Below are 25,479 nucleotides of genomic sequence, written 5' to 3'. Positions count from 1 at the left end.
GTCGAGGAACTTTGCCGGCGATCGCGGCGTCTGGCCAAGAAACAGGCGCCCCGCCGATCGCCGGGACGCCTTGCAACAGGATTCAGGCGGATTTAATGCATGTCAGGATTCAGCGGATTTAATGCATGTCGCCCCTTTTGCCGGCGTCCGCAACTCAATACAACCAGAAGAGGACGGGAATTACACCGCTTTCCTGTCCGGACTCGATGAGTTCGAAAAACGGTATGGAAACCAGGAACATCAAGCCGTCGCGCAGCGTGTGATTGAAGACGCGCGGTGTGAAGGTGACCTCGGCCTGATCGCGAAAAAGCCGGGGGTTGGGAAAAAACCGCGGCACCCGTGCGATGTAGTCCTTGTACGGCGCCCCGAGCACCGTGGTCAAGTGCCGTTCCTCGCGCAGCGCGACGATATGGAACGCGGCCGCGCACAGAACCGCCGACGCGACCGAGACGATCACGCTGCCGGTCTGGGCGCCTATGCCGGCGGCCGCTACGGTGGAGAAAAATACAGCGGGTTGCGCATCACCGAATATGGGCCGGTAGCAACCACTTCGGCCGACTTGCGGTCGCCGATATAGAGGATCGACCAGAGCCGGCCGCCGATCCCGATCAGTATCAGGGCGATCCCGTACTGCCCTTCTATGCGTTCGTGGCCTAGTTCATCGTGCGTGGAGCCGCCGAAGATCAGCAAAGCGCAAAAAACACCGACCAACAGCGCCAGCAGGAGACGCCGGCGCCGCTGGTAGCGGCCCATTTCGTCGAACGACTTTTCATTCGGAGAGCGTGCCGCAGCGGCCATGGAACAATCCTTTTGCCGCGAGGACCGGCAACCAGGTTCCTTGTCGATGCAACTTGCGGAGAAATCATGGCGAAGGCAAAACAAACAAAAGGCCGCCGAAGCGGCCTTTGCTTTTGACGGAAATCGCTTTAGCGGGGCGCCAGCACCATCATCATCTGGCGGCCTTCGAGCTTCGGTTCGGCTTCGACCTTGGCGATGGGCGCCACTTCCTCGCGAACCTTGTTCAGAAGCTGCATGCCGAGTTCCATATGCGCCATCTCGCGGCCGCGAAAGCGCAATGTCAGCTTGACCTTGTCACCTTCCTCGAAAAACCGCCGGACCGCTTTCATCTTGGTCTCGTAATCATGACTGTCGATGTTCGGGCGCATCTTGATCTCCTTGATCTCGATGACCTTCTGATTCTTGCGCGCCTCGGCCGCCTTCTTCTGGTTGGCGTATTTCAGCTTGCCGAGATCGAGAATTTTTACGACGGGCGGCACCGCATTGGGCGATATCTCGACCAGATCGAGCCCAGCCTCTTCGGCGAGCAGCAATGCGTCGTTGATGGAGACATCGCCGTGGTTCTGGCCTTCGGCGTCGATAAGCTGGACCCGGGCAACCCGGATGTCACGGTTGGAGCGCGGGCCCTCCTTGGTGGGCGCCGTTGCTTTGAAAGGTCTGCGAATGGTCGTGGTCTCCTTGAGCCGTTTCGTTCAGGGTTTTCAATTCAGATTGCGAACGCGCCAATGTGGTGAGCGCGCGGCCGGAGTCAATAGCACAGCGTTCACAGGAAATCACCTTGTTCCCTACTGCAGCCTTGTGCCAAACGAAGAAAGTTGCCGAGCACTTTTCGTCGAACCGCCAGTTGTGCCAAAAGACCGGCGTGAAGGAACCAGCCATGACCTCTCCGGTTTTTCTCGACGTCGACGGAACCAGCATCGCCGCCAGGCATGCCGAAGGTGCAGCACCAGGCATCGTCTGGCTCGGCGGCTACAAATCGGACATGCTGGGCACCAAGGCCGAGACGCTGTCGGAATGGGCAGCCAAGCAAGGCCGCGCCTTCCTGCGCCACGACTATTCCGGCCATGGCGAATCGGGTGGCGCATTTGCCGACGGCACCATCTCGAAATGGCTTTCGCAAAGCCTCGCCGTCTTCCGCCGTTTCACGCAAGGCAGGCAAATCCTGGTCGGCTCGTCGATGGGCGCATGGATCGCGCTGCGCATGGTCCAGGAATTGCACAAGGTGGGCGAGAATCGCATCGCCGGCCTGGTGCTTCTGGCGCCGGCGCCGGATTTCACCGCCGAGCTGGTCGAGCCGGCGCTGAGCGAGGCGCAGAAGCGCGATCTTGCCGAAAAGGGTTTTTTCGAGGAGCCGTCGGACTATTCGGCCGAGCCTTATATTTACACTCGCGCGCTGATCGAGGACGGCCGCAACAACCTGACAATGACCGGGCCGATCGACACCCATTGCCCCGTCCACATATTGCAAGGGCTGGCCGATGCCGACGTGCCGCCGAGCCATGCTTTGAAGCTGGTCGGCCTGCTGCCGGCCGACGACGTCACGCTGTCGCTGATCCCCGACGGCGACCACCGCCTGTCGCGGCCGCAGGATCTCGACATGCTGGTGCGTGCGGTCGACGCCATGGTGCGGCAGGCGGGCTAAAGCATGCGCATTTCCATTCCGGTATCCGCCTTCGTCGCGGCGATCATCGGCTTCGGCGGCACGCTGGCCATCGTCATCGCGGCCGCCAAGGCGGTCGGGGCGACGCAGGTCGAAACCGCAAGCTGGGTGACGGCGATCTGCCTCGCCATGGCGATCGAGTGCCTTTGGCTGTCCTGGCGAACCAGGATGCCGGTCATCACCGCATGGTCGACACCTGGCGTGGCGCTGATCGCGGCATCGAGCGGCTTTTCAATGGGCGAGGCCGTCGGCGCCTTCATCGTCACCGGAATTTTGTTGATTGCCACGGGCCTGTTCAGGCCTTTGACCAAACTGATCGCCAGGATACCGGCCTCGGTCGCGTCGGGAATGCTGGCCGGCATCGTCGTCACCTTCGCCATCAACGCCGTGAAGGCCATTCCCGTCGACCCTTGGCTGATCCTGCCGCTGATCGCCACCTTCTTTGTCATCCGCTTGTTCAATCCGGCGCTCTCGGTGCTGGCGGTGCTGATCGTCGGCGGCGCTGCCGCCTTTCTCACCGGACGTGTTGGCGGCCTGCCGACCCCTGAACTTTCGACAGTGACGCTGATTGCGCCGCAGTTCACCGTCACGGCGATCATCGGCCTGGCGCTGCCGCTCTACCTGGTTACCATGGCCTCGCAGAACCTGTCCGGCCTCGCCGTGCTGAGGGCCGCGGGCTACCATCCAGAACCCGGCCCGCTGATCGGCGTCACCGGCCTGCTTTCGCTGCTGTCGGCGCCGTTCGGAGCCTCGACCACCAATCTGGCGGCGATCTCGGCGGCGATCTGCACCGGCCCGGACGTGCATCCCGATCCGGCCGAGCGCTGGAAGACCGGCCCCTTCTACGCGCTTGCCTATCTCGTCTTCGCCATTTTCGGCGCCTCGCTGGTGGCGATCTTCGCGGTGCTGCCGCAGAGCCTGATCGTGCTGGTCGCCGGACTGGCGCTGATGGCGCCGCTCGCCAACGCGCTATCGATCGCCCTGAAGGAGGATGGCGAACGGATGGCCGCCACCGTCACCTTTGCCGTCACCGCCTCGGGGCTGACGCTGTTCGGCGTAGGCGCGGCGTTCTGGGGCCTGATTGCGGGCCTGGTCGTGCTTTTCCTCGAAACGCTCAAAAAGCGATAATCATTTCAGACGCTTGTCCGGTTTTGACAGTGGCTGTCTTGAATCGCCGTTTTTCCCTTCCCATTTCGATTCCACGCAGCCGGGATTGGCTGTCTCCAACTGAAGGATTGGGAGAAAATGAACACATCTGCATTGATCCGTCCGGCCTGGACGCCGGCGACCATCGCACTGATGGTGATCGGCTTCATGGTGTTCTGGCCGCTCGGCCTCGCCATGCTCGCCTACATCATCTGGGGCGACCGGCTTGACGGCTTCAAGCGCGACGTCAACCGCGCGACCGACGGCATCTTCGCCGGTTGCCGCCGCGGTTCGGACAAGGCGGCGCGCTGGGGCCACGGCTCCGCCCGCACCGGCAATGTCGCTTTCGACGACTGGCGCGAAAAGGAACTCGAGCGACTCAATGAAGAGCGCCGCAAGCTCGACGAGATGCTGAGCGAGTTCGACGAATATGCCAGGGAATTGCGTCGCGCCAAGGACCAGGAAGAGTTCGACCGCTTCATGGCGAACCGCAACAAGTCGACCTCGCCCACAACCGGCGGCCCGACAACCGGTGGGTCGACCGGCTCGACGGCGACCGGCAAACGCGGTGGCAAATCCACGCCTGGCCTGTTGGACGAGTAAGAGCCTTGCCCCGATAAATAATCAAAAACGGCGTCGCGTCAGCGGCGCCGTTTCTTTTTTGTTCTATTCGTTTTCCTCGAATCGCGTATCGTCCCGCCATGTCATTCGGCTTCTTCCGCAACCTGACCAAACCCAGGCCCGCTCCCGTCGTGGAGCGAGAGCATTGTGTCGCCGGCCGCACGCTGCCGCTCAAGATCGTCGAGAGCGACCGGGCGCGCCGCCTGACGCTGCGCATCGATTCCGGCGGCCGCGGCTTGCGCATCACTGTGCCGCCGGGCTTGCGCCGCGGCGAGGTGGAAAAATTCCTGGACCGCCATCAGGACTGGCTGGAGCAGCGGCTGGCCAAGGTGCCCAACCGCCCGCAGGTGCGGCCCGGCATCAAGATACCGGTGCGCGGCGTGCCGCATCGCATCGTTCATGAACCTTCCAAACGCGGCACCGTCATGCTGTCGCGTGACGAGCGTGGCCCGCTGATGATCGTGCATGGCGATCGCGTGCATCTGCCGCGCCGCATCGCCGATTTCCTCAAGCGCGAAGCCAAGCGCGAGATCGAGGCGCTGGTCATCAAGCACACCGTGGCGGTCGGCAAGCGCGCCAGGGCGATCCGCTTCAAGGACACGTCGAGCCGCTGGGGGTCGTGCACCTCCGACGGCAACCTGTCCTTCTCCTGGCGCATCATGATGGCGCCGGCGCCTGTCATAAACTATCTGGTCGCGCATGAGGTGGCGCATCTCAAGGAGATGAACCACGGACCGAAATTCTGGAAATTGTGCGAGCAGCTTTGCCCCGACACCGAGCGCTGCAAGGACTGGCTCAAGCGCAACGGCGGCGCGCTGCAGGCGATCATGTTCGAGTGATTGATGCCCGCGCGGATCGAATACCGGCTGATTGGAGCGGGTTGGGCGATGTGCGATGTGACGGTTGGCGACCTTCAGGCAACCGTGGCAGCGTCTTATCTGGGCGATGCTCTCAACGAGCTGCTTGGCGCTACACTGAAAGCGCTGAAAGGCACCAGGTATTCGGTCGCTCGCTTCTGTGATGAACCCGGTGAGTATCGCTTCGTCCTGGTGCCGGAAGGCGCTTTTGTTAGAGTGCAGATACTGGAATTTTCAGAAATCTGGTCTGACGAGCCGGATGACTTCGGCGAGGTGAAACTTGAAGCCACATGCGGATTGCGAGAGTTCGCAGAAGCAGTTCTCAGTGCCGTTCGTGCGGTTCTGAACACACATGGCGTCAAGGGTTACAAGGAGAATTGGGTCCGTCACGAGTTTCCATTGGAGGCCATGAACGAGCTGAGCCGCGCGTTGGGAGTGGCGACACTCCAATGACAAGCGAGCTTTGAAAGCTTAGCCGATCAATCATCGTTCGCTGCGTTGAGTTCCTCCGGCCGCAAGCCTTCATCGGCATGGCGCGGCCATGGCAAGAAGTCCGTCTCGAAGGCGTCGCTGTCGAAATAGTCGAGCGCGCGCTGCGCCTCGGCGCCGTTGAAGGCGGCCTTGTCCATCAGATGAGCGATGACCTCGCGGGCCTGCGCGATCTTTTGCCTGAGTTGGGCGACGGTTTCGTCTGCCATGTTTTTTGCTCCCGCCTGTACTATCTGAAGTAAGGTAGCGCGTTCCGCGTTGGCGGCAAACAGCATGCTTTTTCTCGACTCTTTTGCTGTTTCGTGCCAATGCCCGCGTCATGGCGCTCGACATCAAGATATGCGGATTGAAGACCGACAGGGCATTGACCGCGGCACTGGCCGGCGGCGCAAGCCATGTCGGCTTCATTTTCTTCACCAAAAGCCCGCGCTATGTCGAGCCAGCGGAAGCCCGCCGCTTGCGTGAAGCGGCGATCGGCAAGGCCAAGGCGGTTGCCGTGACGGTCGACGCCGGCGACACGTTGCTGGATGAGATCGTTGAGAAAATGCAGCCCGATATGCTGCAGCTGCATGGTTCGGAAACGCCGGAGCGAGCGGCCGAGGTCAAGACACGCTATGGTCTGCCGGTGATGAAGGCGCTGGCCGTCAGCGCGGCTGCCGATCTGGAGCGGATAAAACCCTTCGTCGGCATTGCCGACCGTTTCCTGTTCGACGCCAAGCCACCGAAGGGTTCGGAACTGCCGGGCGGCAACGGCGTTGCCTTCGACTGGCGCATTCTGGCCGGCCTTGACGCAGGCGTCGATTACATGCTTTCCGGTGGGCTCAACGCCGCCAATATCGGCGATGCCCTTCGGTTTGCCAACCCGCCCGGAATAGACATTTCCTCGGGCGTGGAAAGCGCGCCGGGCGTCAAGGATCCGGCGCTGATCGAACAGTTTTTCCGGGCCGTCAGAGCCGCGCGGAACACCCGCGCAGCCTGAAGCGTAGAATCCAGAGCATGTCCCGGAAAAGTGGAAACCGGTTTTCCGACAAGGACATGCTCCAAAACAAGAAGTAGGAGATCGGCGATGGACAAGCCGGCGATACCCAATTCCTTCCGCACCGGACCCGACGAACAGGGCATGTTCGGCATCTTTGGCGGCCGCTTCGTCGCCGAGACGCTGATGCCGCTGATCCTCGACCTGGAACGGCACTGGAACGAGGTCAAGGACGACCCGGATTTCAAGGCCGAACTGACTGACCTTTCGACCCACTATGCCGGGCGGCCTTCGAAGCTTTATTTCGCCGAAGGCCTGACCAGGCATCTTCGCGAGGTCTCCTCGGCGAAGGGCCTCGGCGGCGGCGCGAAAGTCTATTTCAAGCGCGAGGATCTGAACCACACCGGCTCGCACAAGATCAACAACTGCCTCGGCCAGATCCTGCTGGCCAAGCGGATGGGCAAGAAGCGGATCATCGCCGAGACGGGCGCTGGCCAGCATGGCGTGGCGTCGGCCACGGTGGCGGCGCGTTTCGGCTTTCCGTGCGTCGTCTATATGGGCGCTACCGACGTCGCCCGGCAAAGCCCCAACGTCTTCCGCATGAAGCTGCTCGGCGCCGAGGTGCGACCGGTGACCGCAGGACACGGCACGCTGAAGGACGCCATGAACGAGGCCCTGCGCGACTGGGTGACCAATGTCGAGGACACCTATTACCTGATCGGCACCGCCGCCGGCCCGCATCCCTATCCGGAGCTGGTGCGCGACTTCCAGTCGGTGATCGGCACCGAGGCGCGGGCGCAGATTCTCGAACAGGGAGGCCGGCTGCCGGACACCATCATCGCCTGTGTCGGCGGCGGGTCCAACGCCATCGGCCTGTTTCATCCGTTCCTCGACGACAAAGACGTTCGCATCATCGGCATCGAGGCCGGCGGCCGCGGCCTCGACGGCATCGAGCATTGCGCCTCGATGAATGCCGGCGCGCCCGGCGTGCTGCACGGCAACCGCACCTATCTCCTGCAGGATGCCGACGGCCAGATCATGGACGGGCATTCGATCTCGGCCGGCCTCGATTATCCGGGCGTCGGGCCGGAGCATTCCTGGCTGCGCGATACCGGCCGCGTCGATTATGTGCCTGTTCTCGATGACGAGGCGCTGGAGGCGTTCCAGCTGACGACCCGCGTCGAAGGCATCATTCCGGCGCTCGAATCCGCTCATGCCATCGCGCATGCGGTGAAGATCGTGCCCGCCATGGACAAGGACCAGATCGTCATCGTCAACCTGTCCGGCCGCGGCGACAAGGACGTGCATACGGTGGCCAATATGCTGGGCATGGAGATCTGATCATGACCACCCGCATCGACCGCCGCATGGCCAAGCTGAAGGCCGAAGGGCGCCCGGCGCTCGTCACCTATTTCATGGGCGGAGACCCGGACTACGAGACCTCGCTGTCGATCATGAAGGCGCTGTCCGGCGCCGGCAGCGACATCATCGAGCTCGGCATGCCGTTCTCCGATCCGATGGCCGACGGCCCGGCGATCCAGGCCGCCGGCCTGCGCGCGCTGAAGGGCGGCCAGACGCTGGTCAAGACGCTGAAGATGGCGTCGGAATTCCGCGCCGGCGACAATGAGACGCCAATCGTTTTGATGGGCTACTACAATCCGATCTACATCTACGGCGTCGATCGCTTCCTCAGGGATGCGCTGGCCAGCGGCATCGACGGGCTGATCGTCGTCGACCTGCCGCCGGAAATGGATGAGGAACTGTGCATTCCGGCGCTGAAGGCCGGCATCAATTTCATCCGGCTGGCGACGCCGACCACCGACGACAAGCGCCTGCCCAAGGTGCTGCAGAACACCTCCGGCTTCGTCTACTACGTCTCGATGACCGGCATCACCGGCTCGGCGCTTGCCGACACCGGCAAGGTGGCGGCGGCGGTCGGGCGCATCAAGAGCCATACCGACCTGCCGGTCTGCGTCGGCTTCGGCGTCAAGACCGCCGAGCAGGCGCGCATCATCGGGGCGTCGGCCGACGGCGTCGTCGTCGGCACCGCGATCGTCAACGCGGTCGCCAATGTTCTGGGATCAAAGGGCGAAAAGACCGCCGACCCGGCCGAGGCGGTCGCCACACTGGTCAGCGGGCTTTCGCAAGGCGTGCGCGCGGCCCGCCTTGCTGTCGCCGAATAGTCTTCCTACGTCTTTCCTATCTCTTCGTCAGGACAGGAGCCGAAGTGATGAACTGGATCACCAACTACGTTCGCCCGAAGATCAATTCGATGCTCGGCCGGCGCACCGACATGCCCGAGAATCTCTGGATCAAGGATCCCGAGACCGGCGAGATGATCTTCCACAAGGATCTGGAGCAGAACCAGTTCGTCATCCCGTCCTCCGGCCACCACATGAAGATCTCGGCCAAGGAGCGGCTGAAATTCTTCTTCGACGACGGCAAATACGAGACGCTCGAAAATCCCAAGGTCGTGCAGGATCCGCTGAAGTTCCGTGACGAGAAGCGCTACACCGACCGGCTGAAGGACGCCAAGTCCAAGACCGGACTGGAGGACGCGATCGTCAATGCACTGGGCACCGTCGAGGGCCTGCCGGTGGTGGTGACGGTGCAGGATTTCGCCTTCATGGGCGGCTCGCTCGGCATGGCCGCCGGCGACGCCATCGTTCATGCCTTCGAGGTGGCCTTGCAACGCAAAAGGCCGCTGGTCCTGTTCGCAGCCTCCGGCGGCGCCCGCATGCAGGAAGGCATCCTGTCGCTGATGCAATTGCCGAGAACCACCGTCGGTGTCGATCGCCTGAAGGAGGCCGGCCTTCCCTACATCGTCGTTCTGACCAATCCGACCACCGGCGGCGTCACCGCCTCCTATGCCATGCTGGGCGACGTGCACATCGCCGAGCCCGGCGCGCTGATCGGCTTTGCCGGGCCGCGCGTCATCGAGCAGACCATCAGGGAAAAGCTGCCCGACGGCTTCCAGCGCTCCGAATATCTGATGGAGCACGGCATGGTCGACATGGTGGTGTCGCGGCTGGAGATGCGCCAGACGATCGCGCGGCTGCTGAAAATGCTGCTCAAGCTGCCGGAAGAGCAAAAACCGCTGGAGCCGGAAATCCTGCCGCCGGCGGCCATCCCGGCGGAGGCACGCCCGCAAGCCTGAAGCGACATCCTTCGCCGCGAACCGCGATTGCGCGCCGTCCGCGACGCGCCTAGGATTCTCCCATGACCACGCTTGCCGCCGACCGCGAAATCGAAAGCCTGATGTCGCTTCATCCGAAGGGCTTCGACCTTTCGCTCGACCGCATTTCGCGGCTGCTGGAGCGGCTGGGCAATCCGCAGGACCACCTGCCGCCGGTCATCCACATCGCCGGCACCAACGGCAAGGGCTCCTGCGCCGCCTTTTCGCAGGCGCTGCTCGAAGCCTCTGGCCACCGCGTCCATGTCCACACTTCCCCACATCTGGTGAACTGGCATGAGCGCTACCGGCTGGCCGCCGACGGCGGCGGCAGGCTGGTCGAGGACAAGGTCTTCGCCGACGCGATCGCCCGCGTCGCCAAGGCCAATGGAGGCGAGACGATCACCGTCTTCGAAATCCTCACCGCCGTCACCTTCCTGCTGTTTTCCGAACACCCGGCGGATGCCGTCATCATCGAGGTCGGCCTCGGCGGCCGCTTCGACGCCACCAATGTCGTCACCGAGCCGGCGGTGTCGGTGATCATGCCGGTCTCGCTAGACCACGAGGCCTATCTCGGGGACCGTGTCGAACTGATCGCCGCCGAAAAAGCCGGCATCATCAAGCCCGGTTGCCCGGTGGTCATCGGCGCGCAGGAAAGCGAAACGGCGCTGCAGGTGCTCATCGAAACCGCCGAGCGGCTCGACTGTCCCGCCTTCGTCTATGGCCAGGACTTCCTCGCCTTCGAGGAAAACGGCCGCATGGTCTACCAGGACGAAGACGGCTTGATGGACCTGCCGCCGCCGCGCCTGCCGGGGCGCCACCAGTTCGCCAACGCGGCGGCGGCAATCGCGGCGGTCAAGGCGGCGGGCTTCGAGATCAGCCACCGCGCCGCCGAGAAGGCGATGGCCAATGCCGCCTGGCCGGCGCGGATGCAGAAATTGCCGCAAGGCAGGCTGACCGAACTGGCGCCGAAGGGCGCCGAGATCTGGCTCGACGGCGGCCACAATCCGGGCGCCGGCATGGTCGTCGCCGAGGCGCTGGCCGAGCGGGAGGAAAAGAACCCGCGGCCGCTGTTCCTGATTTCCGGGATGATCAACACCAAGGACCAGAGCGGCTATTTCCGCGCCTTCAAGGGCCTGGTCCGGCATGTCTACACGGTGCCGGTGAGCCTCAGCGAGGCCAGCGTGCCGAATGATGAACTGGCGATCCGCGCCGTCGAGGCCGGGCTGTCGGCCGAACCGGTGAGCTCGGTCGCCAATGCATTGATGCTGTTGCGCGACGGCTGGGACGGACCGCCGCCGCGTATCCTGATCAGCGGCTCGCTCTATCTGGCCGGCGCGGTGTTGGCCGAAAACGGCACGCCGCCGGTCTGAAGCCGGATTTTCTGCGAGGAGCCAGTCATGCTCAAGGTAAAGCAGCTCGCTCATGTCTGCATCTTCGCGCATGAACTGGAAGCGACGCGAAGCTTCTACAGGGACGTCCTCGGCATGGACACCCAGTTCAATTTCCTGCGCGACGGCAAGATTTTCGGGTTCTACCTCAATTGCGGCGGCCGCAGCCACGTCGAGGTATTCCACAAAGACGAGGCCCGCTATAGCGACTTGAACCAGATCAACCACTTCTGCCTTGAGGTGGAAAACATCGACGCGGCGATCGCCCACATAAGATCGAAGGGCATCGATGTCACGGCAAAGAAGCACGCGTGCGATGACACCTATCAGGCCTGGATACGCGATCCCAACGGCGTGAAGATCGAGTTGTTCGAGTATACCGAAAAGAGTGCGCAATTCGCCGGAGGCGATCGCATCGCCGATTGGTGATCGCGCGGTGGATTATTTCAGCTCGATCTCGATGAAGGCGTATTCGCCCTCATTGGCGCTGATGACGTCGTGCTCGACGCCTTCCTTGCGGAAATAGGGCGCGCCCTTCTTCATCTCGGCAAAGGATTCGCCGTCCTTGGTCAGCAGCTTGACCTTGCCGTCCATGAGCGGCACGACGACGTAGTCGTGGCCATGGCGGTGCCAGCCGGTGTTGTCGCCCGGCGCGAAGCGGTACTCGGTGACGATGACGCGGTCATTGTCGATAAAGACGGTTGCCTTGGCGGATCCGGTCATGGAGCTCTCCTGTTCGCCAAGCAGAGGATATGACGCACATTGGCGCGAGTGCCAGAACCATCCAGCGATAACGCCAACAAAAAGCCCGGCGCGACGGCCGGGCTTGTCCTGCAGAATTTCGTACCGGATCAGGCGAGGTTGCCGTTGATCCAGTGCGACAGCGCCGTCTTGGGTGCTGCGCCAACCTTCATGTCGGCCATCTCGCCGCCCTTGAAGATCATCAGCGTCGGGATCGAGCGCACGCCGAACTGCGCGGCAAGCTCGGGATTCTCGTCGATGTTGAGTTTCGCGATCTTGACCTTGCCGCCGAGTTCGCTGGCGATATCTTCCAGCGCCGGCGCGATCATCTTGCACGGGCCGCACCATTCCGCCCAGAAATCGACGACGACCGGCTCCTTGGCGTCGAGCACGTCGGCCTGGAAATTGCTCTTGTCGACCTTGACGGTGGCCATGCTGAAATCCTTTCGAGAGTTGTTGTCGCACCAAATGTGGTGGTTATCGCGTGTTTGTTCAAGCAGGTGTTGTGTCACGCTCCCGTGAGTCGGGCAAGGGCATCGTCCATCGCCTTTGCCGGCAGCTCGATCAGCCGCGGCGCTTCGGTGAACAGCAAGGCGGCCGAGACCTCGCGGCCCGGGTAAAGCGGCTGAAGCAGCGCGCGATAGAGCGCGAGCTGCAGAACATAGGCCGGCGGAACGTCCGCCAGCGCTGCCGGCGCCGGCCGATTGGTCTTGTAGTCGACGATCGAAACCCTGCCTGATGTTACCGCCAGCCGGTCGATCTTGCCGGAGATGGAGCGCAGCTTGCCCTTGACCTCCAGGCTGCCCATGACCGCGACCTCGGCGCGCGACGACGATGCGAACAGCTGATCGAAGCGGCTGTCGGCAAGGATCGCCGCCACCGAGGCCAAGGCCTTGTCGCGCTCGGCATCGGGCCATTGCGCGCCGGCGCGCTTGAGATAACGTTCCGCGGCACCCCGGCGTTCTCCTTCCGCAATGCCGGGCAGCATCTGCAACAATTTGTGCAGCGCCAGTCCCCGCATCACGGCAAAACCAGGCTCCGCCTCGGTGTCCAGCACCGGCGAGCCGGTGTCGATCGCGGCTTCCTTGACCTCGTCGATCAGCGCCGAGGCGCCGGAGGGCGACAGCGGCCGCGGCAGGTCCTCGAAAGGCGGCAAGGGCTCGAACAAGGTCTTCGGCAACGGCCCAAACTGTTGCGTCTGCTGCGCCTCTTCGGCGGCGGCCTGTGCGACCGGCGGCAGCTTCGTTACGTGAAAGCGATGCACGGTCTCGCCGGTGGCGGGGTGCCGCCGCTCCGCGCTTTCGGGGGCGCCGACGAGCGCGCGGCTGACGATCGAATGCCAAGTGCCGGCATTCGGCGCCCGCTTGCCGTGATAGCCGCAGACGATCAGCCGGTCCTCGGCGCGGGTCATGCCGACATAGAGCAGCCGGCGGTATTCGTCGTCGGCCAGTTCGCGCGCGCGAACCGAAGCGGCTCGCGAAAATCCATTGGCGACGTCGCTGGCCGAGCGCCAGAGATAGCCCTTGCCGTCCCAGTATTCGCCCGAGCCATCGAACGGCATCAGTCGCGGCAGATGCTGGTCGCTGAACGGGGCGGAACCGCCATCGACCAGGAATACGACAGGCGCCTCCAGGCCCTTGGCGGCGTGCACGGTCATGACGCGAACCTCGTCGCGGGTCTGGTCCATTTCGCGCTTGATCTCGGGGCCGGCGTTTTCCAGCGTCGACAGGAAGGCCTCCAGCCCCGGCAGGCCGGTCCGCTCCTCGGCCAGGCAGAAGCTCAAAAACTCGTCGATTATGTCGCCGGCTTCCGGCCCGAGCCGCGCGATCATCTTCCTGCGCAGGCCGTCGCGGGCGAGAGCCCCAGCATAGAATTCGAACACCGGCTTGAATGCGGCCTCATCGGACCATGTGTCGAGCTGGGCAGCGATTGCAGCCAAGGCAGCGCTTTCGCCGGCATGCCGCCTGAGCGAGGCGATCAAGGAGAGGCCGGACGGCCGCCCGCCCGCGAGCGCGAAAAGCACCTCTTCAGAAACATCGAAGATCGGGCTGCGCAGCACGACGGCAAGCGACAGATCGTCCTCAGGCTGGATGAGAAAATGGCCGAGCGCGATCAGGTCCTTCACCGCGATGTGGCCGGGCAGGCTGAGCCGGTCGGCGCCGGCAACCGGGATGCCGCGGCGCTTCAGCGCACGCGTCAACGCATGGACGAAGCGATCGCGCTTGCGCACCAGCACCAGGACGTCGCCGGGCCGAAACTTGCTTCCGCGGCCTTCGATGGTCTCACCGGCGCCGATCCAGCCGGCAATGGTCGCCGCCACGTTTTCGGCAACGCGCACCGCCGGCGCATGGGCGTGATCGACGGCTTGCGTCCAGTCGTCGGGCTCGTCGACGGCGTCGGCGCCGATCGATGGCCAGACCTCGACATAGCCCGGCGCGTCGGTGCGGATCGCCTTGTGGTTCAGCGGATCGGGATCGTGGCTGATGCCGCGTCGCACGACCGGGTCGGCAAAGACGCGGTCCACCGCCGCAAGCACGTCGTCGGTCGAGCGGAAGGACCAGGTCAGTTTGAGATCGGCGAAGGCGGCGTTGGCGGCGCGCACCTTGCCGGCAAACAGGAGCCTTGAGTCGGCGAAGGAGTCGGGCGCCGCTCCCTGAAAAGAGTAGATCGACTGTTTTTCGTCGCCGACGGCAAAGACCGTGCGGTGAAGGTTGTCGCGCGCGCCGAGCCCGGCGAAGAATTCTTCCGCCAGCCGCTTCACCACCTCCCACTGGTCGGGGCTGGTGTCCTGCGCCTCATCGAGCAGGATGTGGTCGATGCCTTGGTCGAGCTTGTATTGCACCCAAGGGCCGGCATCGGGCCGCGCCAGAAGATTGACCGTTCGGGTGATGAGGTCGTTGAAGTCGAGGAAGCCGCGGGCGCGCTTCAAGTGCTCGTAGCGGGCGATCAGCCAGTCGGCGATGGTCAGCGCGGCACGCGTGCCTTCCAACATCCGGAACAAGGCCAGCCGGTCGGAGATTTCGAGGATGGCGTCGGCCGCGGCCAGATAGCGCTCGCCAAGGTCCGGCAACCGGTCGAGCAACGCCTTCTTGAATGTCTTTGCCGGCTCATAAGGCTCGCCATCCGCCCGCAGGAAGGCTTTTGCCAGCAATTGCAGCCGGCGAACCGGATCGTCCTCGGCAAAGGCAAGCTGCGCATAGGGCAGAAGATTGTTCAGCACGATGCGGGCGTCAGTGGCTTCAGCGGCGCGGGCAAAGGTGACGAAATAATCCGGCAGGAAGCCCGGCAGCGGCCAGACGGACGCCGCCAGGCCTTCGGCGGACTGGCCGGCGCGAAACCTGAACTCGTCGAACAGCGCCCGGAAGCCGTCGCCGCCGGCAGCAGCGATGAAGGCGCGCAGGCCGTCGCGCTTGCGCACGATCTCGGCCAGTAAGGCGTCGAGCCCGTGTTCGCCGCCGCGTTCCAGAATGGTGGCGATCGCCTCGTCCAGTCCCGCATCGCAAGCAGCCGCGCCCGAGATCATGTCGCGGCGGGCGGCGGCGAAGAGCGACGCCTCCATCTGCGGATCGAGCATTTCGAAATGGGCCGGTATGTTGGCTTCCAGCGGGAACTGGTGCAGCACCGATTCGCAGAAGGCGTGGATGGTCTGGATCTTCAGCCCGCCCGGTGTCTCCAGCGCCTCGGCAAACAGCCGGCGCGCGCGGCGCATGGTTTTACGATCGGGCTGGCGACCATCCAGCGCCTCTATCCTTGTCGCCAGTTCCGTATCGCCAAGCGCCGTCCATTCCGACAGCGTCGAAAACACCCTGTTCGACATGTTGGCGGCGGCGGCGCGGGTGTAGGTCAGGCATAGGATCTTCGACGGATCGGTGCCGCGCAGCAAAAGCCGGATGACGCGCTGGGCCAGCACATGGGTCTTGCCCGATCCGGCATTGGCCGACACCCAGGCGGAATTTTGCGGGTCGGAGGCGCTCGCCTGGCTGGCCGCGGTGTCGGTCGGGATGGGATAGGCCTTCTTCATGCCTCCCCTCCCTCGTCGTCGGCGTCGCCACCAGCGGACCATTCAAGCACGCGGGCGAGATGGTCGTAGTCGCCGTCGGTCTCGCCCTCGCGGAACGGCAGCGCGCGCGACAAATAGCCGGTCGCCGGGTCGGCATAGTAGTTCAGCAGTTTTTCGAGCCGCGCCCAGGCCTCCTCGGCGAGATCGGCGGCGGTTCGCGGCTTGCGGTTGTATTCGAGGATGGATTCCTCGAACACCTCGCCATTCGGCTTCAGCCGCACAAAGGCCAGCTGCGACGGCTCGCGCGCGCCAAGCCCCTTGAAGGCGCCGCGCCTGAGCAGCGCGCCTTCGAGCGCCAGTTGCGGCGAAAGCAGCGTATGGGCCTGCGCCTTGGACGGCGAGGAGCCGGTCTTGTAGTCCAGGATGTCGGCCATGCCGCCGGCCAGCAGGTCGACGCGATCGGCATAGCCGGACAGCGTTACGCCGGACTGGCCGACGCCGGTCTTTTGGGCGCGCTCCTCGGCATGTCGCCGGACTACGGCATCGGCGCGGCCACGCTCCCATTCGACGATGCCGCCGGCGAGCTTTTCGAAGCGCGGCCACCACACCGCCTCGACATCGGCCGGAAGGGCCGCCTCGGCAAAGCAGGCGCGGCCAGCAGCGATAAGGCCGGCCAGCGCCTCCGGTGCGCGCGGGTCGGCCACATCAGCAGAGAAAAGATGCAGGATGGCGTGGAACAGCGTGCCGCGCTCGGCGGCGCCCGGATCGCGGATGACCGGATCGAGCGGCATCAGGCCGAGGATCCTCCTGGCATAGATCGCATAGGGGTCGCGGCGCAGCGTCTCGATCTCGGTGACGGAGAAATGCTGCGGTCGCGCAGCCAGCGGCGGCTTCGGCTGCGGCCGCGGCGCGAAATCTCTTCTTTCACCGGCATCGAGCGCCCGTGCCCAGGACAGGAGTTCATCACCGCGCCGGCGAAGCACCGCCGCATGATGCTTGCCGATGAAAGTCAGGATGCGCTGCAGCCAGCGCGACGGCACCGCCGGCGCGTCGCCGGAGCGGGCGGAGCGCGCCAGCACCACTTTCTTCGCCCCCATCGCCATCTGGAAATCATGGGCGGCAAGGCCGATGCGCCGTTCGGGCGGCTCGAGATCGATGCCGGTTTTCATCAGCCGCGACATGAAGCGGTCGCTTTCCGGCTTGCGCGGCCACACGCCTTCGTTGAGCCCGCCAATGACCAGCGTGTCGACGTTCTGCAACCGGGCTTCCAACGCGCCCCAGATGGCGATGTTCCTGTCGGTGCCTTGCGCCGGCTTGACCGTTTCGGGCGCGATCAGCGCCTCCATCACATCGGGCCATTCGTCCGCCGCGAAGGAGAACGACGCCGAGGCAGCAATCAGTCCGCGCAAAAGCTCGGCGAGCTTTTCACCGGCGTCGCCCGCATAGAGTTCGCTCAGGCTACCGTCCGCGGCGCGGCCAAGAGCTTCGAGTGCGACGACGCTGGCCCGGGTCAATGCGGCAAGATCGGCTTCGATTTGACTGCGAAAGGCGATCAGCGGTGCCAGCGCGGCGGCAAGGCGGACGAGCAATTCGCGGGCGCCGTCGATGTTTCGCACGGTAAGGCGGGAGAACCAGAAAGGCGGGCGGGTATCGCCGAGGACAGTGAGGCGGGTCTCGAAAAGCTCTGGCAGCGATGCGATGTCGGGGCGGCCGGTGCCGCCGCGCAGCGCCACCAGTTCGACGATCTCGGCGGCATGACGGACGCCCGCGCGCTCCAGGCCGAGGCCAAGCAGCGGGTGCTTGAGCAGCGACAGCAGGGCGACCGGATCGCCGGGCCGGAACGCGGCCTGAAGCGCCAGCCTGAGCAGGCTGGCGGCAGGCGTGTTGGCGAGCGGCGTGCCGCCCGAATCGTCGGCGACGACACCGAAGCGCAAGAGCTCGACGGAGACGCGCCGCGCCAAGGCGCGGTCGCCGGTGACGAGCGCCGCGCGCTGGCCGGGCTGCTCGACGGCGCGTTTGAGCGCGACGGCGATCGCCACGGCTTCGTCGCGTTCGCCGGCGGCTTCGAGAAGCGTCACATCGGCGAAGGCCTCGGTGATCTCGCCAGCGGCAAAACCGGCACGCGTCTCGGCCCACAGCTCGGTGGTTTCGGCCGGCCGCAACGCCTCGCCGACAAGCGCGGCGCGCAGCGCGAGCGGCCTTTCGGCAACGGCGATCTCCTCGATGTCGCCACGCGGCACGCCGATCTTGCCGATCAGTTTTGCCAGGCCGTATTGCGGATGGCCAAGCAAGGCCGGGCGCGCACCGGGTGCCGCGATCGCCTGGAACGACGGCTCGTCCAGCATCAGGTCGAGACCGGGCAGCACGACGGCGCCGCTCGGCAGGCCGGCAATCACCGCAAGCAGTTCCGCCGTGGCGGGAATGGACCCGGTCGAGCCGGCGGCGATCACCGGTCCGGTGGGTGGATTGCGCTTCAGCCGCGCCGCTTCCAGCCTTATCAAGGCGTTGCGGTGCGCGGCCGGGTTGGAGCGGTTGTGTTCCTCGAGGAGGTTCGGCCAGTTTTCGGTGACGATACTCAGGAAGTCGAGCGTCACCTGCCACCAGCCGGCGAGGTTTCCGGTCACCAGATCGGCGAGCCTGGTCCAGTCCGTGCCTTCCGTCTCGATCTCATCCATCAGCCGGGCCAGGTCGCGCGCCAGCCAGATGGCGTCGGCGGCCGACGCCGGCACGACGATCTCCTCGTCGAAAAGTGCCGCGACATGCGCCGGCAGGCGGCGTTTCCAGGCACGCACCAGCGGCGCCAACAGCAGCAGCCGCTCAATCGCGGCGATCGGCGGCGCGAGATCGATCGCCGCCGATGCGTCGGCCTCGAATGCAGCTTCGTCCTCGTCGAACTCGCCGAGCGGGCGGATAACCGGCAGGATCGCCGAGCGGCTGCCCAGACGGTCGACGAGGACGCCGCGCAGCGCCCGCGCCGCACGGCGCGTCGGCACGTAGATGGTGGCGTCGGCCAGCGCCAGCGGATCGCCGTCGAAGCGGAAACCGGGAACAAGCCGCCCTGACAGCAGGGCCTCAGCCAGCGTCGGCAGGAACGGCGCTCCGGGGGGGATCGAGAAGACGCGGCGGGTGCCGCTCATTTCAACTCGTTAAGAGCGCTGGCCGATCCGGCAAGCGCGCCGGCGACTGCCGCTTCCGCAAGCGGAATGGCGTCGGGCGTGCCGACCGTGATCCAACGGCCGTGCATCGTCATGCCGTATAGGCGGCCAGCTGCGATGGCCGCATCGAAATAGGCGTTGAGCGAGTGCGGCCCGGCCGGCGCGTCGTTGAAAAGACGCGGGTGGACGATGGCGGCACCAGCATAGATCAGGCCCGCCGGATCGCCTTTCGAACGCCGCAAGGCGCCGTCCGGCACCATCAGGAAATCGGTGCCGCCGCTGTGTCCGGTCGCTGACTGGAGATCCGAAAGCATCAGCAGAATATCCATTTTCGCCGCGTCCCATGCAAGGGCAAGGCGAACAAGGTTGGGCATACCGCTGTCGATCCAGAAAGTGTCGGCGTTGACGATGTAGAAGGGAGCCTTGCCCAGTTCCGGCAAAGCATGGACGATCCCGCCGGCGGAATCGAGCAGCGTTTCGCTTTCGTCGGAAATGGCAACGCGCGGTGCGCGGCGCGCGGCGACATGGGCGACGATCTGTTCGGGGAAATAATGGACGTTGACCACGGCCTTGTCGACGCCGGCATGGGCCAGGCTGTCCAAGCTCCAGTCGAGCAACGTCTTGCCTGATATCTGGACCAGCGGCTTCGGCATCGTGTCGGTGATCGGCCGCATGCGCTTTCCCAGGCCAGCGGCAAGCACCATCGCGGTCTTGGGGCGTGTCGTCACAGCGGCCGTTCCTCCAACAGGCCGTTGGCGGTGTAGAAATCCCGCAGGCTGGCCAACGCCGGATGCGCCAGCGCCCGGCGAAGATAGTCGCGAATGCGCGGCAGGTGCTTCAGATAATAGGGCTTGCCGTCGCGCTTTTCGAGCCGGACGAAAATGCCGAGGATCTTCGAATTGCGCTGCGCCGCCATGATTGCATAGGTCTCGACGAATTCATCTTCATCGAAGGCGCCGGCCTTATGGCGCGCGGCGATATAGGCATCGAGCGTCCGCTTCTCGATCTCAGGCGATATGGTGACCCGCGCGTCCATGGCGAGCGAGGCGAGATCGTAGGCGGAGGGACCGATCAGCGCGTCCTGGACATCGATGATGCCGAGGCGATCGTGACCGGTGCGCTCGCCGCGCCAGATGATGTTGGGCGAATGAAAGTCGCGCAGCATGAGCGTGTATTCGCGCCCCTGCAGCCGGTCGAGGGCCGCATTCCATTCTTTTGTGTAGCCGACGCGCAAAGCCTCGCTTGCCGGGTCGCCCGATATCGCCGGCACGTACCAGTCGAGCAGCAGTTCGGCTTCGATCATCATGGCGTCGCGATCGAAAGGCGGCACATCGTGAAAGACGCCGGGCGCGGCCTCCATGCGATCGGGCCATGGCTTGCCATGCATCATGGTCAGCAGTTCGGCCGCCGCCTCGTAGCGCTCCGCCACCGGCTCGCCGTGCTTGCCGAGAACCCCCTCCGAGCCGAGATGCTCCAGGAGAAGAAAGCCCTGGTCCAGGTCCTGGGCATGGATCTCCGGGGCACTGACCCCACCTGCCCGCAACGCCCGGTCGATGGCAACGAAGGCAGCGACGGATTGCGCGGTGTGGGCGATCACCGCATAGGGCTTGCCGCCGCGGACCGGCGGCCCGAGCACCAGCCGCGGCGAGTTCATCAGTACGCGCGGCGGCAGGCCGGCCAGCGAGACGATCTCATAGGAGCGGGCCGAAGCGTCGCCGATGAAGTACCGCCGCTGCGCCTCGCCCCAACCAGATCGCCCCAGAAAATCGCGCATGGCCAGCGATCGCGCCGCGCGCTCGAAGGCAGCGCCTTGCCCCGACAGTCTCGCCAGGCGTCCGTCGCCCTGATGGACCAGTTCGATCAGAACCGAAGTCTTCGGCAGATAGGCCTCTGCCCGTTCCGGCCATTCGACCAGGGCAACGCCTTGCGCCAGTGCTTCGTCGAAACCCAGTTCGTCCAGTTCGGACGCCGAGGACAGGCGGTAGAGGTCGAAATGATGGACGGGAACGCGCGCCTCGTAGCTCTGGACGAGCGTGAAGGTCGGGCTCGGCACATCGAGACCGGAATCGTCGGTCATGGCCCTGATCAGCGCCCGCGCCAAACTCGACTTGCCGGCGCCGAGATCGCCTTTGAGGGACAGCACGTCGCCGGGGCGCAGCGACATCGCCAGATCCTCGCCCAGCCTTGCGGTCGCAGCCTCGTCGGCGAGAAAACGTTCCAGCACCACGCCTGCCATCGAGCGTGCTACTCGGCCGCCGCGCGAATGCCGGATGGCGTGTCGGGAAAGGCACAGATGACGGTGGTGCCTTTGTCCATGCCGGTCTCGATGCGGACGCTGCCGCCATGCAGTTCGACAAAACTCTTGACGATCGACAGGCCGAGTCCGGCGCCGCGCCGGCGGCCGCCATTGGCGCGCGGCTCGAAACGGCGGAACACCGAATCGAGCACGTCCGGCGGCATGCCGGGGCCGTCGTCGTGAACGGAGAATTCCACGCCTTCGGCAAGCGAGCGGCAGGCGAGCGTGATGGTGCTGGCCTCCGGCGCGTAATTCGCGGCGTTGCTCAGCAGATTGTAGAGGATCTGGCGGATACGGATTTCGTCGCCGTGGAACGTCTTTGGCGCGGTAGCCGCGTCGACTTTGAGCCTGATCGCATGTTCCTCCAGCCGGTCTGCAACCAGCTCGGCGGCGGCGGCGATGGTCCGGTCGACGTGAACTTCGGAGATATCGAGCTGCATGATGCCGGCATCGACGGTCGCCAGGTCGAGGATGTCGTTGACGATGGTGAGCAGGACCGAGGAAGACGAGCCGACATGCTCGACATATTCGCGCTGCTTCTGGCTCAATGGCCCGGTCGACGGCAGCGAAAGAAGCTCGGTGAAGCCGATGATGTTGGTCAGCGGCGAGCGCAGTTCGTAGGAGACGTGCTGCACGAATTCGTTCTTGAGCTGGTCGGATTTTTCCAGCGCCTCGTTCTTGTCCTTCAACGCCCGCTCGACATTGACGCTGTCGGTGACGTCGACGAAGGTCATCATCACCTGCCCGTTGGGCAGCGGGATCATCGCGTAACGCAGCACGGTGCCATTGTTCAGCTCGGTCTGACCGTGGCGGTCGCGGCGCTCATCGTCGAACCCGGTGATGGCGGCAACGAACCCGCCCCAGGGGCTGCCGGCAGCACGCCGGTCGCACAGATCGCGGATCGAGGAGACGTGAACGTTGGGCTTGGCGGCGTCGGCGTCCAGCCCCCACAACGCCGCGAATGCCGGATTCGACAGTCTGAGCCTTCCGTCCGGGCCGAACACGGCCACGCCTTCGGCAAGATTGTCGAGCGTCTCGCCCTGGACCCGCACCGCGGTCTGGTAGCGGCTTTCGAGATCCATCTTCTCGGTCAGGTTCTCGAACACCCAGGTCACGCCGCCCTTGGGCTGCGGATTGGCGACGACGCGGATGGTCTTGCCGTCCGGCAAATGCCACCAATGCTCCTGCGATTCGACCGCGCGATACGCCCCGAGCAGGCTTTCCTTCCAGCGCCGCCATTCGGGCTGCTCGGCGATCTTGCCCTCGCTGCGCAGCCGGTCGAGCAACAAGGCGTTGTCCGGAGCGCTGTGCAGGAAGCCGCTGTCGAGACCCCATAGTTTCTGGAACGCCTGGTTGAAGAACCGCAATTTTTCGTCGGTATCGAAAATCGCCACGGCGGTGTTGAGCTGATCGAGCGTGTCGGCGTGGCTGCGCACGGTCCGCTCATATTCGCTACGGATCGTTTCGATGGCGCTGGTGTCGCAGGCAAGCCCCGCCGAGCCGTCCGCGCCGGCGAAGTCGGTCACGGCGAACATGCGCCGGTCGCCTTCGATGACGGTGGAAAGCGCCTGCTCGAAGACAGGATGCGACTTGTGCTGCGCGGCGATCGCATCGCGCGCCTGGCCGCCCAGGAATTCCTTCGCGTCGCGAACGGCCGTTTCGGCGTTTGCCGCTTCGACCGCCTTCGCATAGGCGCGGTTGACCCACTTCAGCCGCCCGTCCGCCGTGCGCAGCCATGACGGCATGCTGAGCGCGTCGAGAAGGCCGATCAGGGTGTCGTAGTCGGCGGCGAGGCGCTGGTTCTCGATTTTCAGCCTGGCCTCGCTTCGCTGCGTTTCAGACAGCGAAACGAAACGCACGAGCACGTGTGCCGCGCTCTTGCGCCCATGCACTTCGAGCGGCGCGCCAACCTGCGATTCGATGACGAGATCGAACGGCTTCGCCTTTTCGCGCAGTCCCGCCACGGCATTCTCGAGCGCCGCCGCCGAGCGCGGCATCAGCCAACGACCGAAGGCGAGGAAGGCGGCACGATCTTCCGGAGCGCCGCTCTCGACCGGCAATGTCCCGACGAGTTCGGGTTTCTTGTTTTCCGAGGTCCATACGACGACACGCTGGTCGCGCAGGTTGAGCAGCGCCTCGGAGCGCTGCAGCGCAACGTTGACGTCGGCCAAGCGGGCTCTGAGTTCGACATTCTGCGCCGAGGTGCGCGCTCTTTCGCGGATCAGGAAAATGGCTGAGACAAGTGCCGCGCCCATGACGCCGACAAACATGGCGAGTTGCATGACCTCGACCGTGCCGACCGACAGCCCGGCTTCGGGCGCAGCAGCCGTCTCTGCGTGTGCCGAAGGGCCAAGCAGCGAACCGGCGAGCGCGGAAGAAGCCAGCAGCGTTCCGACACGGATACCGGCGCGCCATAAAAGGCTCCCGCCTCTGGCAGCGGAACCCGCGACAGCTGAATCGTTGCGGCCGCCGGAAACGGCCTGTCCCGCGCGAGGCGGGTTATCCCCCGGCATGTCCTGGTCCTCTTCGCCGCCTGAATGCAAGACCGCCCTGATGCGGGCGTCGGCCCTCGTCCCCGGACCCGCGAATCAGCACCATAGCGCTTGCGCGAATCGGCGTGAAGAATCAATCAGCGCAAAAAGTAAGCCGGGCGAAAAGTCAATCGCCCGGCCTCAATATCTAGTGGTAATTTGCGCTGTGATTAATAGCGGTAGTGTTCCGGCTTGAACGGTCCCTGCTGAGTCACGCCGATATAGGCGGCCTGTTCACCCGACAGTTCGGTGAGGCGGGCGCCGAGCTTGTCGAGATGCAGGCGCGCGACCTTTTCATCGAGATGCTTGGGCAGGACATAGACCTGGTTCTCGTACTGGCCGGGCTTGGTGTACAGCTCGATCTGGGCCAGCACCTGGTTGGTGAAGGACGCCGACATGACGAAGCTCGGATGGCCGGTGGCATTGCCGAGATTGAGCAGGCGGCCTTCCGACAAAAGGATCATCCGCTTGCCGTCCGGGAAGGTGATCATGTCGACCTGCGGCTTGATGTTGGTCCACTTCAGATTGCGCAGCGACGCCACCTGAATCTCGTTGTCGAAGTGGCCGATATTGCCGACGATCGCCATGTCCTTGAACGACCGCATGTGGTCGATGGTGACGACGTCCTTGTTGCCGGTTGTGGTGATGACGATGTCGGCCGTCGGGGCGGCATCTTCGAGCGTGACCACCTCGAAGCCGTCCATCGCCGCCTGCAATGCGCAGATCGGATCGACCTCGGTGACCTTGACGCGGGCGCCGGCGCCCTTGAGCGACGCCGAAGAGCCCTTGCCGACGTCGCCATAGCCGCAGACGACCGCGACCTTGCCGGCCATCATCGTGTCGGTGCCGCGGCGAATGCCGTCGACCAGCGATTCCTTGCAGCCATACTTGTTGTCGAATTTCGACTTTGTCACGCTATCGTTGACGTTGATGGCCGGGAAGGGCAGCAGGCCCTTCTTCTGCAACTGGTAGAGCCGGTTGACGCCGGTTGTCGTCTCTTCAGTGACGCCGCGGATCGCTTCCTTCTGCCTGGTGAAGAAGCCGGGCGAGGCCTTCAGGCGCTTCTTGATCTGGGCAAACAGGATTTCCTCCTCCTCACTGCCCGGATTGGAGAGCACGTCCTCGCCGGCTTCGGCACGCGCGCCGATCAGGATGTACATGGTGGCGTCGCCGCCATCATCGAGGATCATGTTGGACGTGCCGCCGTCGGCCCACTGGAATATCCTGTCGGTGTAGACCCAGTAGTCCTCAAGCGTCTCGCCCTTGACGGCGAAGACCGGAATGCCAGCCTCGGCGATTGCCGCGGCCGCATGGTCCTGGGTCGAGAAGATGTTGCAGGAGGCCCAGCGGATATCGGCGCCGAGCGCCTTCAGCGTTTCGATCAGCACCGCGGTCTGGATGGTCATGTGCAGCGAACCGGTGATGCGCGCGCCCTTGAGCGGCTGCGCCTTGCCGAATTCCTCGCGGCAGGCCATCAGGCCCGGCATCTCGGTTTCGGCGATCTCGATCTCCTTGCGGCCCCAGTCGGCAAGCGAAATGTCGGCGACCACATAGTCCTTGCTACCCGTCATGGCAGTGCTCCGATGCGAAATTGTTTCGGGTGCGCCCGCGCCGGAAGGCGTGTCGATGGGCGCGAGTGCCGCCTG

Annotated in this window: 24 protein-coding genes; 11 read left to right on the top strand and 13 right to left on the bottom strand. The window is 64.6% G+C overall.

Going from position 1 to position 25,479, the window contains the following annotated elements:
• Positions 1-154 precede the first annotated feature (154 nt).
• From EJ066_RS32530 to EJ066_RS09275, 4 genes are all read right to left on the bottom strand, one after another.
• Positions 155-457 (bottom strand): hypothetical protein, encoded by a 303-nt coding sequence (locus EJ066_RS32530; protein ID WP_348629301.1) that lies wholly within the window; start codon positions 455-457, stop codon positions 155-157.
• Positions 458-489: 32 nt separating this feature from the next.
• Positions 490-798 (bottom strand): hypothetical protein, encoded by a 309-nt coding sequence (locus EJ066_RS32525; RefSeq protein ID WP_348629300.1) that lies wholly within the window; start codon positions 796-798, stop codon positions 490-492.
• 128 nt (positions 799-926) lie between these two features.
• Entirely contained in the window at positions 927-1,463 is a 537-nt protein-coding gene (gene infC, locus EJ066_RS09280) for a translation initiation factor IF-3 (RefSeq protein ID WP_126036976.1), read from the bottom strand.
• Positions 1,405-1,677: a hypothetical protein gene (locus EJ066_RS09275; RefSeq protein ID WP_126036974.1), complete on the bottom strand. Its 273-nt coding sequence runs from the start codon at positions 1,675-1,677 to the stop codon at positions 1,405-1,407. The genes infC and EJ066_RS09275 overlap by 59 nt, the downstream gene beginning before the upstream one ends.
• Here EJ066_RS09275 and EJ066_RS09270 point away from each other — a divergent pair.
• The 5 genes from EJ066_RS09270 to EJ066_RS09250 all read left to right on the top strand — a co-directional run bounded on the left by EJ066_RS09270 (position 1,676) and on the right by EJ066_RS09250 (position 5,535).
• The gene (locus EJ066_RS09270) at positions 1,676-2,440 is read left to right on the top strand and encodes an alpha/beta hydrolase (RefSeq protein ID WP_126036972.1); all 765 of its coding nucleotides are present in this window, start codon (positions 1,676-1,678) and stop codon (positions 2,438-2,440) included. The genes EJ066_RS09275 and EJ066_RS09270 overlap by 2 nt on opposite strands.
• 3 nt (positions 2,441-2,443) lie before the next feature.
• Positions 2,444-3,586, top strand: a complete 1,143-nt coding sequence (locus tag EJ066_RS09265) for a benzoate/H(+) symporter BenE family transporter (protein WP_126036970.1) — start codon at positions 2,444-2,446, stop codon at positions 3,584-3,586.
• Positions 3,587-3,703: 117 nt separating this feature from the next.
• Positions 3,704-4,207, top strand: coding sequence for a DUF2852 domain-containing protein (locus EJ066_RS09260; protein WP_126036967.1), 504 nt, complete (start codon positions 3,704-3,706; stop codon positions 4,205-4,207).
• A 98-nt stretch (positions 4,208-4,305) separates the two neighbouring features.
• On the top strand, positions 4,306-5,064 hold the full coding sequence (locus tag EJ066_RS09255; protein WP_126036965.1) for a M48 family metallopeptidase: 759 nt from the start codon (positions 4,306-4,308) through the stop codon (positions 5,062-5,064).
• A 3-nt stretch (positions 5,065-5,067) separates the two neighbouring features.
• The gene (locus EJ066_RS09250; RefSeq protein ID WP_126036963.1) at positions 5,068-5,535 is read left to right on the top strand and encodes a hypothetical protein; all 468 of its coding nucleotides are present in this window, start codon (positions 5,068-5,070) and stop codon (positions 5,533-5,535) included.
• A 26-nt stretch (positions 5,536-5,561) separates the two neighbouring features.
• On the opposite strand, the gene EJ066_RS09245 is transcribed toward EJ066_RS09250, so the two are convergent.
• A complete protein-coding gene (locus EJ066_RS09245; protein WP_245455107.1) occupies positions 5,562-5,846 on the bottom strand; it encodes a hypothetical protein in 285 nt (94 codons plus the stop codon).
• A gap of 44 nt (positions 5,847-5,890) precedes the next feature.
• Here EJ066_RS09245 and EJ066_RS09240 point away from each other — a divergent pair, with 44 nt between their 5' ends.
• From EJ066_RS09240 to EJ066_RS09215, 6 genes are all read left to right on the top strand, one after another.
• On the top strand, positions 5,891-6,550 hold the full coding sequence (locus EJ066_RS09240; protein WP_126036961.1) for a phosphoribosylanthranilate isomerase: 660 nt from the start codon (positions 5,891-5,893) through the stop codon (positions 6,548-6,550).
• An 87-nt stretch (positions 6,551-6,637) separates the two neighbouring features.
• Complete coding sequence (gene trpB / locus EJ066_RS09235) at positions 6,638-7,888, top strand: tryptophan synthase subunit beta (protein ID WP_126036959.1); 1,251 nt, start codon at positions 6,638-6,640, stop codon at positions 7,886-7,888.
• A gap of 2 nt (positions 7,889-7,890) precedes the next feature.
• On the top strand, positions 7,891-8,730 hold the full coding sequence (trpA, locus tag EJ066_RS09230; RefSeq protein ID WP_126036957.1) for a tryptophan synthase subunit alpha: 840 nt from the start codon (positions 7,891-7,893) through the stop codon (positions 8,728-8,730).
• Between the two features lie 47 nt (positions 8,731-8,777).
• Positions 8,778-9,704: an acetyl-CoA carboxylase, carboxyltransferase subunit beta gene (accD, locus tag EJ066_RS09225; RefSeq protein ID WP_126036955.1), complete on the top strand. Its 927-nt coding sequence runs from the start codon at positions 8,778-8,780 to the stop codon at positions 9,702-9,704.
• A 62-nt stretch (positions 9,705-9,766) separates the two neighbouring features.
• Entirely contained in the window at positions 9,767-11,092 is a 1,326-nt protein-coding gene (locus EJ066_RS09220) for a folylpolyglutamate synthase/dihydrofolate synthase family protein (RefSeq protein WP_126036953.1), read from the top strand.
• Between the two features lie 27 nt (positions 11,093-11,119).
• Entirely contained in the window at positions 11,120-11,539 is a 420-nt protein-coding gene (locus EJ066_RS09215; protein ID WP_126036951.1) for a VOC family protein, read from the top strand.
• 12 nt (positions 11,540-11,551) lie between these two features.
• Here the strand turns inward: EJ066_RS09215 and EJ066_RS09210 are convergent, their stop codons facing one another.
• The 8 genes from EJ066_RS09210 to ahcY form a co-directional block, all read right to left on the bottom strand.
• The gene (locus EJ066_RS09210; protein WP_126036949.1) at positions 11,552-11,833 is read right to left on the bottom strand and encodes a cupin domain-containing protein; all 282 of its coding nucleotides are present in this window, start codon (positions 11,831-11,833) and stop codon (positions 11,552-11,554) included.
• Positions 11,834-11,961: 128 nt separating this feature from the next.
• Positions 11,962-12,285, bottom strand: coding sequence for a thioredoxin (trxA, locus tag EJ066_RS09205; protein ID WP_126036948.1), 324 nt, complete (start codon positions 12,283-12,285; stop codon positions 11,962-11,964).
• 74 nt (positions 12,286-12,359) lie between these two features.
• Entirely contained in the window at positions 12,360-15,872 is a 3,513-nt protein-coding gene (gene addA / locus EJ066_RS09200; protein ID WP_126036946.1) for a double-strand break repair helicase AddA, read from the bottom strand.
• A complete protein-coding gene (gene addB, locus EJ066_RS09195; protein WP_126036944.1) occupies positions 15,869-18,988 on the bottom strand; it encodes a double-strand break repair protein AddB in 3,120 nt (1,039 codons plus the stop codon). Before addB ends, addA begins: the two co-directional genes overlap by 4 nt.
• The gene (locus tag EJ066_RS09190) at positions 18,985-19,734 is read right to left on the bottom strand and encodes a nucleotidyltransferase family protein (protein ID WP_126036942.1); all 750 of its coding nucleotides are present in this window, start codon (positions 19,732-19,734) and stop codon (positions 18,985-18,987) included. The genes addB and EJ066_RS09190 overlap by 4 nt, the downstream gene beginning before the upstream one ends.
• Positions 19,731-21,242, bottom strand: coding sequence for a tRNA (adenosine(37)-N6)-threonylcarbamoyltransferase complex ATPase subunit type 1 TsaE (tsaE, locus tag EJ066_RS09185; protein ID WP_126036940.1), 1,512 nt, complete (start codon positions 21,240-21,242; stop codon positions 19,731-19,733). The genes EJ066_RS09190 and tsaE overlap by 4 nt, the downstream gene beginning before the upstream one ends.
• Before the next feature lie 8 nt (positions 21,243-21,250).
• A complete protein-coding gene (locus EJ066_RS09180; protein WP_126036938.1) occupies positions 21,251-23,815 on the bottom strand; it encodes a PAS domain-containing sensor histidine kinase in 2,565 nt (854 codons plus the stop codon).
• A gap of 188 nt (positions 23,816-24,003) precedes the next feature.
• Entirely contained in the window at positions 24,004-25,404 is a 1,401-nt protein-coding gene (ahcY, locus tag EJ066_RS09175; RefSeq protein ID WP_126036937.1) for an adenosylhomocysteinase, read from the bottom strand.
• Between the last annotated feature and the right edge of the window lie 75 nt (positions 25,405-25,479).

This window comes from Mesorhizobium sp. M9A.F.Ca.ET.002.03.1.2, assembly GCF_003952365.1.
Lineage (GTDB): Bacteria > Pseudomonadota > Alphaproteobacteria > Rhizobiales > Rhizobiaceae > Mesorhizobium.
Note: the sequence above shows the minus strand (reverse complement) of the source record. Positions and strands in the feature narration are given on the sequence as shown.

Bases quoted from the DNA above. Each gene is read 5' to 3' on its own strand.
- EJ066_RS09215 (WP_126036951.1), top strand. From the start codon at position 11,120: ATGCTCAAGGTAAAGCAGCTCGCTCATGTCTGCATCTTCGCGCATGAA.
- EJ066_RS09255 (WP_126036965.1), top strand. From the start codon at position 4,306: ATGTCATTCGGCTTCTTCCGCAACCTGACCAAACCCAGGCCCGCTCCC.
- addB (WP_126036944.1), bottom strand. From the start codon at position 18,988: ATGAGCGGCACCCGCCGCGTCTTCTCGATCCCCCCCGGAGCGCCGTTC.
- EJ066_RS09245 (WP_245455107.1), bottom strand. From the start codon at position 5,846: ATGCTGTTTGCCGCCAACGCGGAACGCGCTACCTTACTTCAGATAGTA.
- EJ066_RS09275 (WP_126036974.1), bottom strand. From the start codon at position 1,677: ATGGCTGGTTCCTTCACGCCGGTCTTTTGGCACAACTGGCGGTTCGAC.
- EJ066_RS09265 (WP_126036970.1), top strand. From the start codon at position 2,444: ATGCGCATTTCCATTCCGGTATCCGCCTTCGTCGCGGCGATCATCGGC.
- EJ066_RS09180 (WP_126036938.1), bottom strand. From the start codon at position 23,815: ATGCCGGGGGATAACCCGCCTCGCGCGGGACAGGCCGTTTCCGGCGGC.
- trpA (WP_126036957.1), top strand. From the start codon at position 7,891: ATGACCACCCGCATCGACCGCCGCATGGCCAAGCTGAAGGCCGAAGGG.
- EJ066_RS09250 (WP_126036963.1), top strand. From the start codon at position 5,068: ATGCCCGCGCGGATCGAATACCGGCTGATTGGAGCGGGTTGGGCGATG.
- EJ066_RS32525 (WP_348629300.1), bottom strand. From the start codon at position 798: ATGGCCGCTGCGGCACGCTCTCCGAATGAAAAGTCGTTCGACGAAATG.
- ahcY (WP_126036937.1), bottom strand. From the start codon at position 25,404: ATGACGGGTAGCAAGGACTATGTGGTCGCCGACATTTCGCTTGCCGAC.
- EJ066_RS09240 (WP_126036961.1), top strand. From the start codon at position 5,891: ATGGCGCTCGACATCAAGATATGCGGATTGAAGACCGACAGGGCATTG.
- EJ066_RS09270 (WP_126036972.1), top strand. From the start codon at position 1,676: ATGACCTCTCCGGTTTTTCTCGACGTCGACGGAACCAGCATCGCCGCC.
- accD (WP_126036955.1), top strand. From the start codon at position 8,778: ATGAACTGGATCACCAACTACGTTCGCCCGAAGATCAATTCGATGCTC.
- EJ066_RS09210 (WP_126036949.1), bottom strand. From the start codon at position 11,833: ATGACCGGATCCGCCAAGGCAACCGTCTTTATCGACAATGACCGCGTC.
- trpB (WP_126036959.1), top strand. From the start codon at position 6,638: ATGGACAAGCCGGCGATACCCAATTCCTTCCGCACCGGACCCGACGAA.
- EJ066_RS09220 (WP_126036953.1), top strand. From the start codon at position 9,767: ATGACCACGCTTGCCGCCGACCGCGAAATCGAAAGCCTGATGTCGCTT.
- addA (WP_126036946.1), bottom strand. From the start codon at position 15,872: ATGAAGAAGGCCTATCCCATCCCGACCGACACCGCGGCCAGCCAGGCG.
- tsaE (WP_126036940.1), bottom strand. From the start codon at position 21,242: ATGGCAGGCGTGGTGCTGGAACGTTTTCTCGCCGACGAGGCTGCGACC.
- EJ066_RS09260 (WP_126036967.1), top strand. From the start codon at position 3,704: ATGAACACATCTGCATTGATCCGTCCGGCCTGGACGCCGGCGACCATC.
- trxA (WP_126036948.1), bottom strand. From the start codon at position 12,285: ATGGCCACCGTCAAGGTCGACAAGAGCAATTTCCAGGCCGACGTGCTC.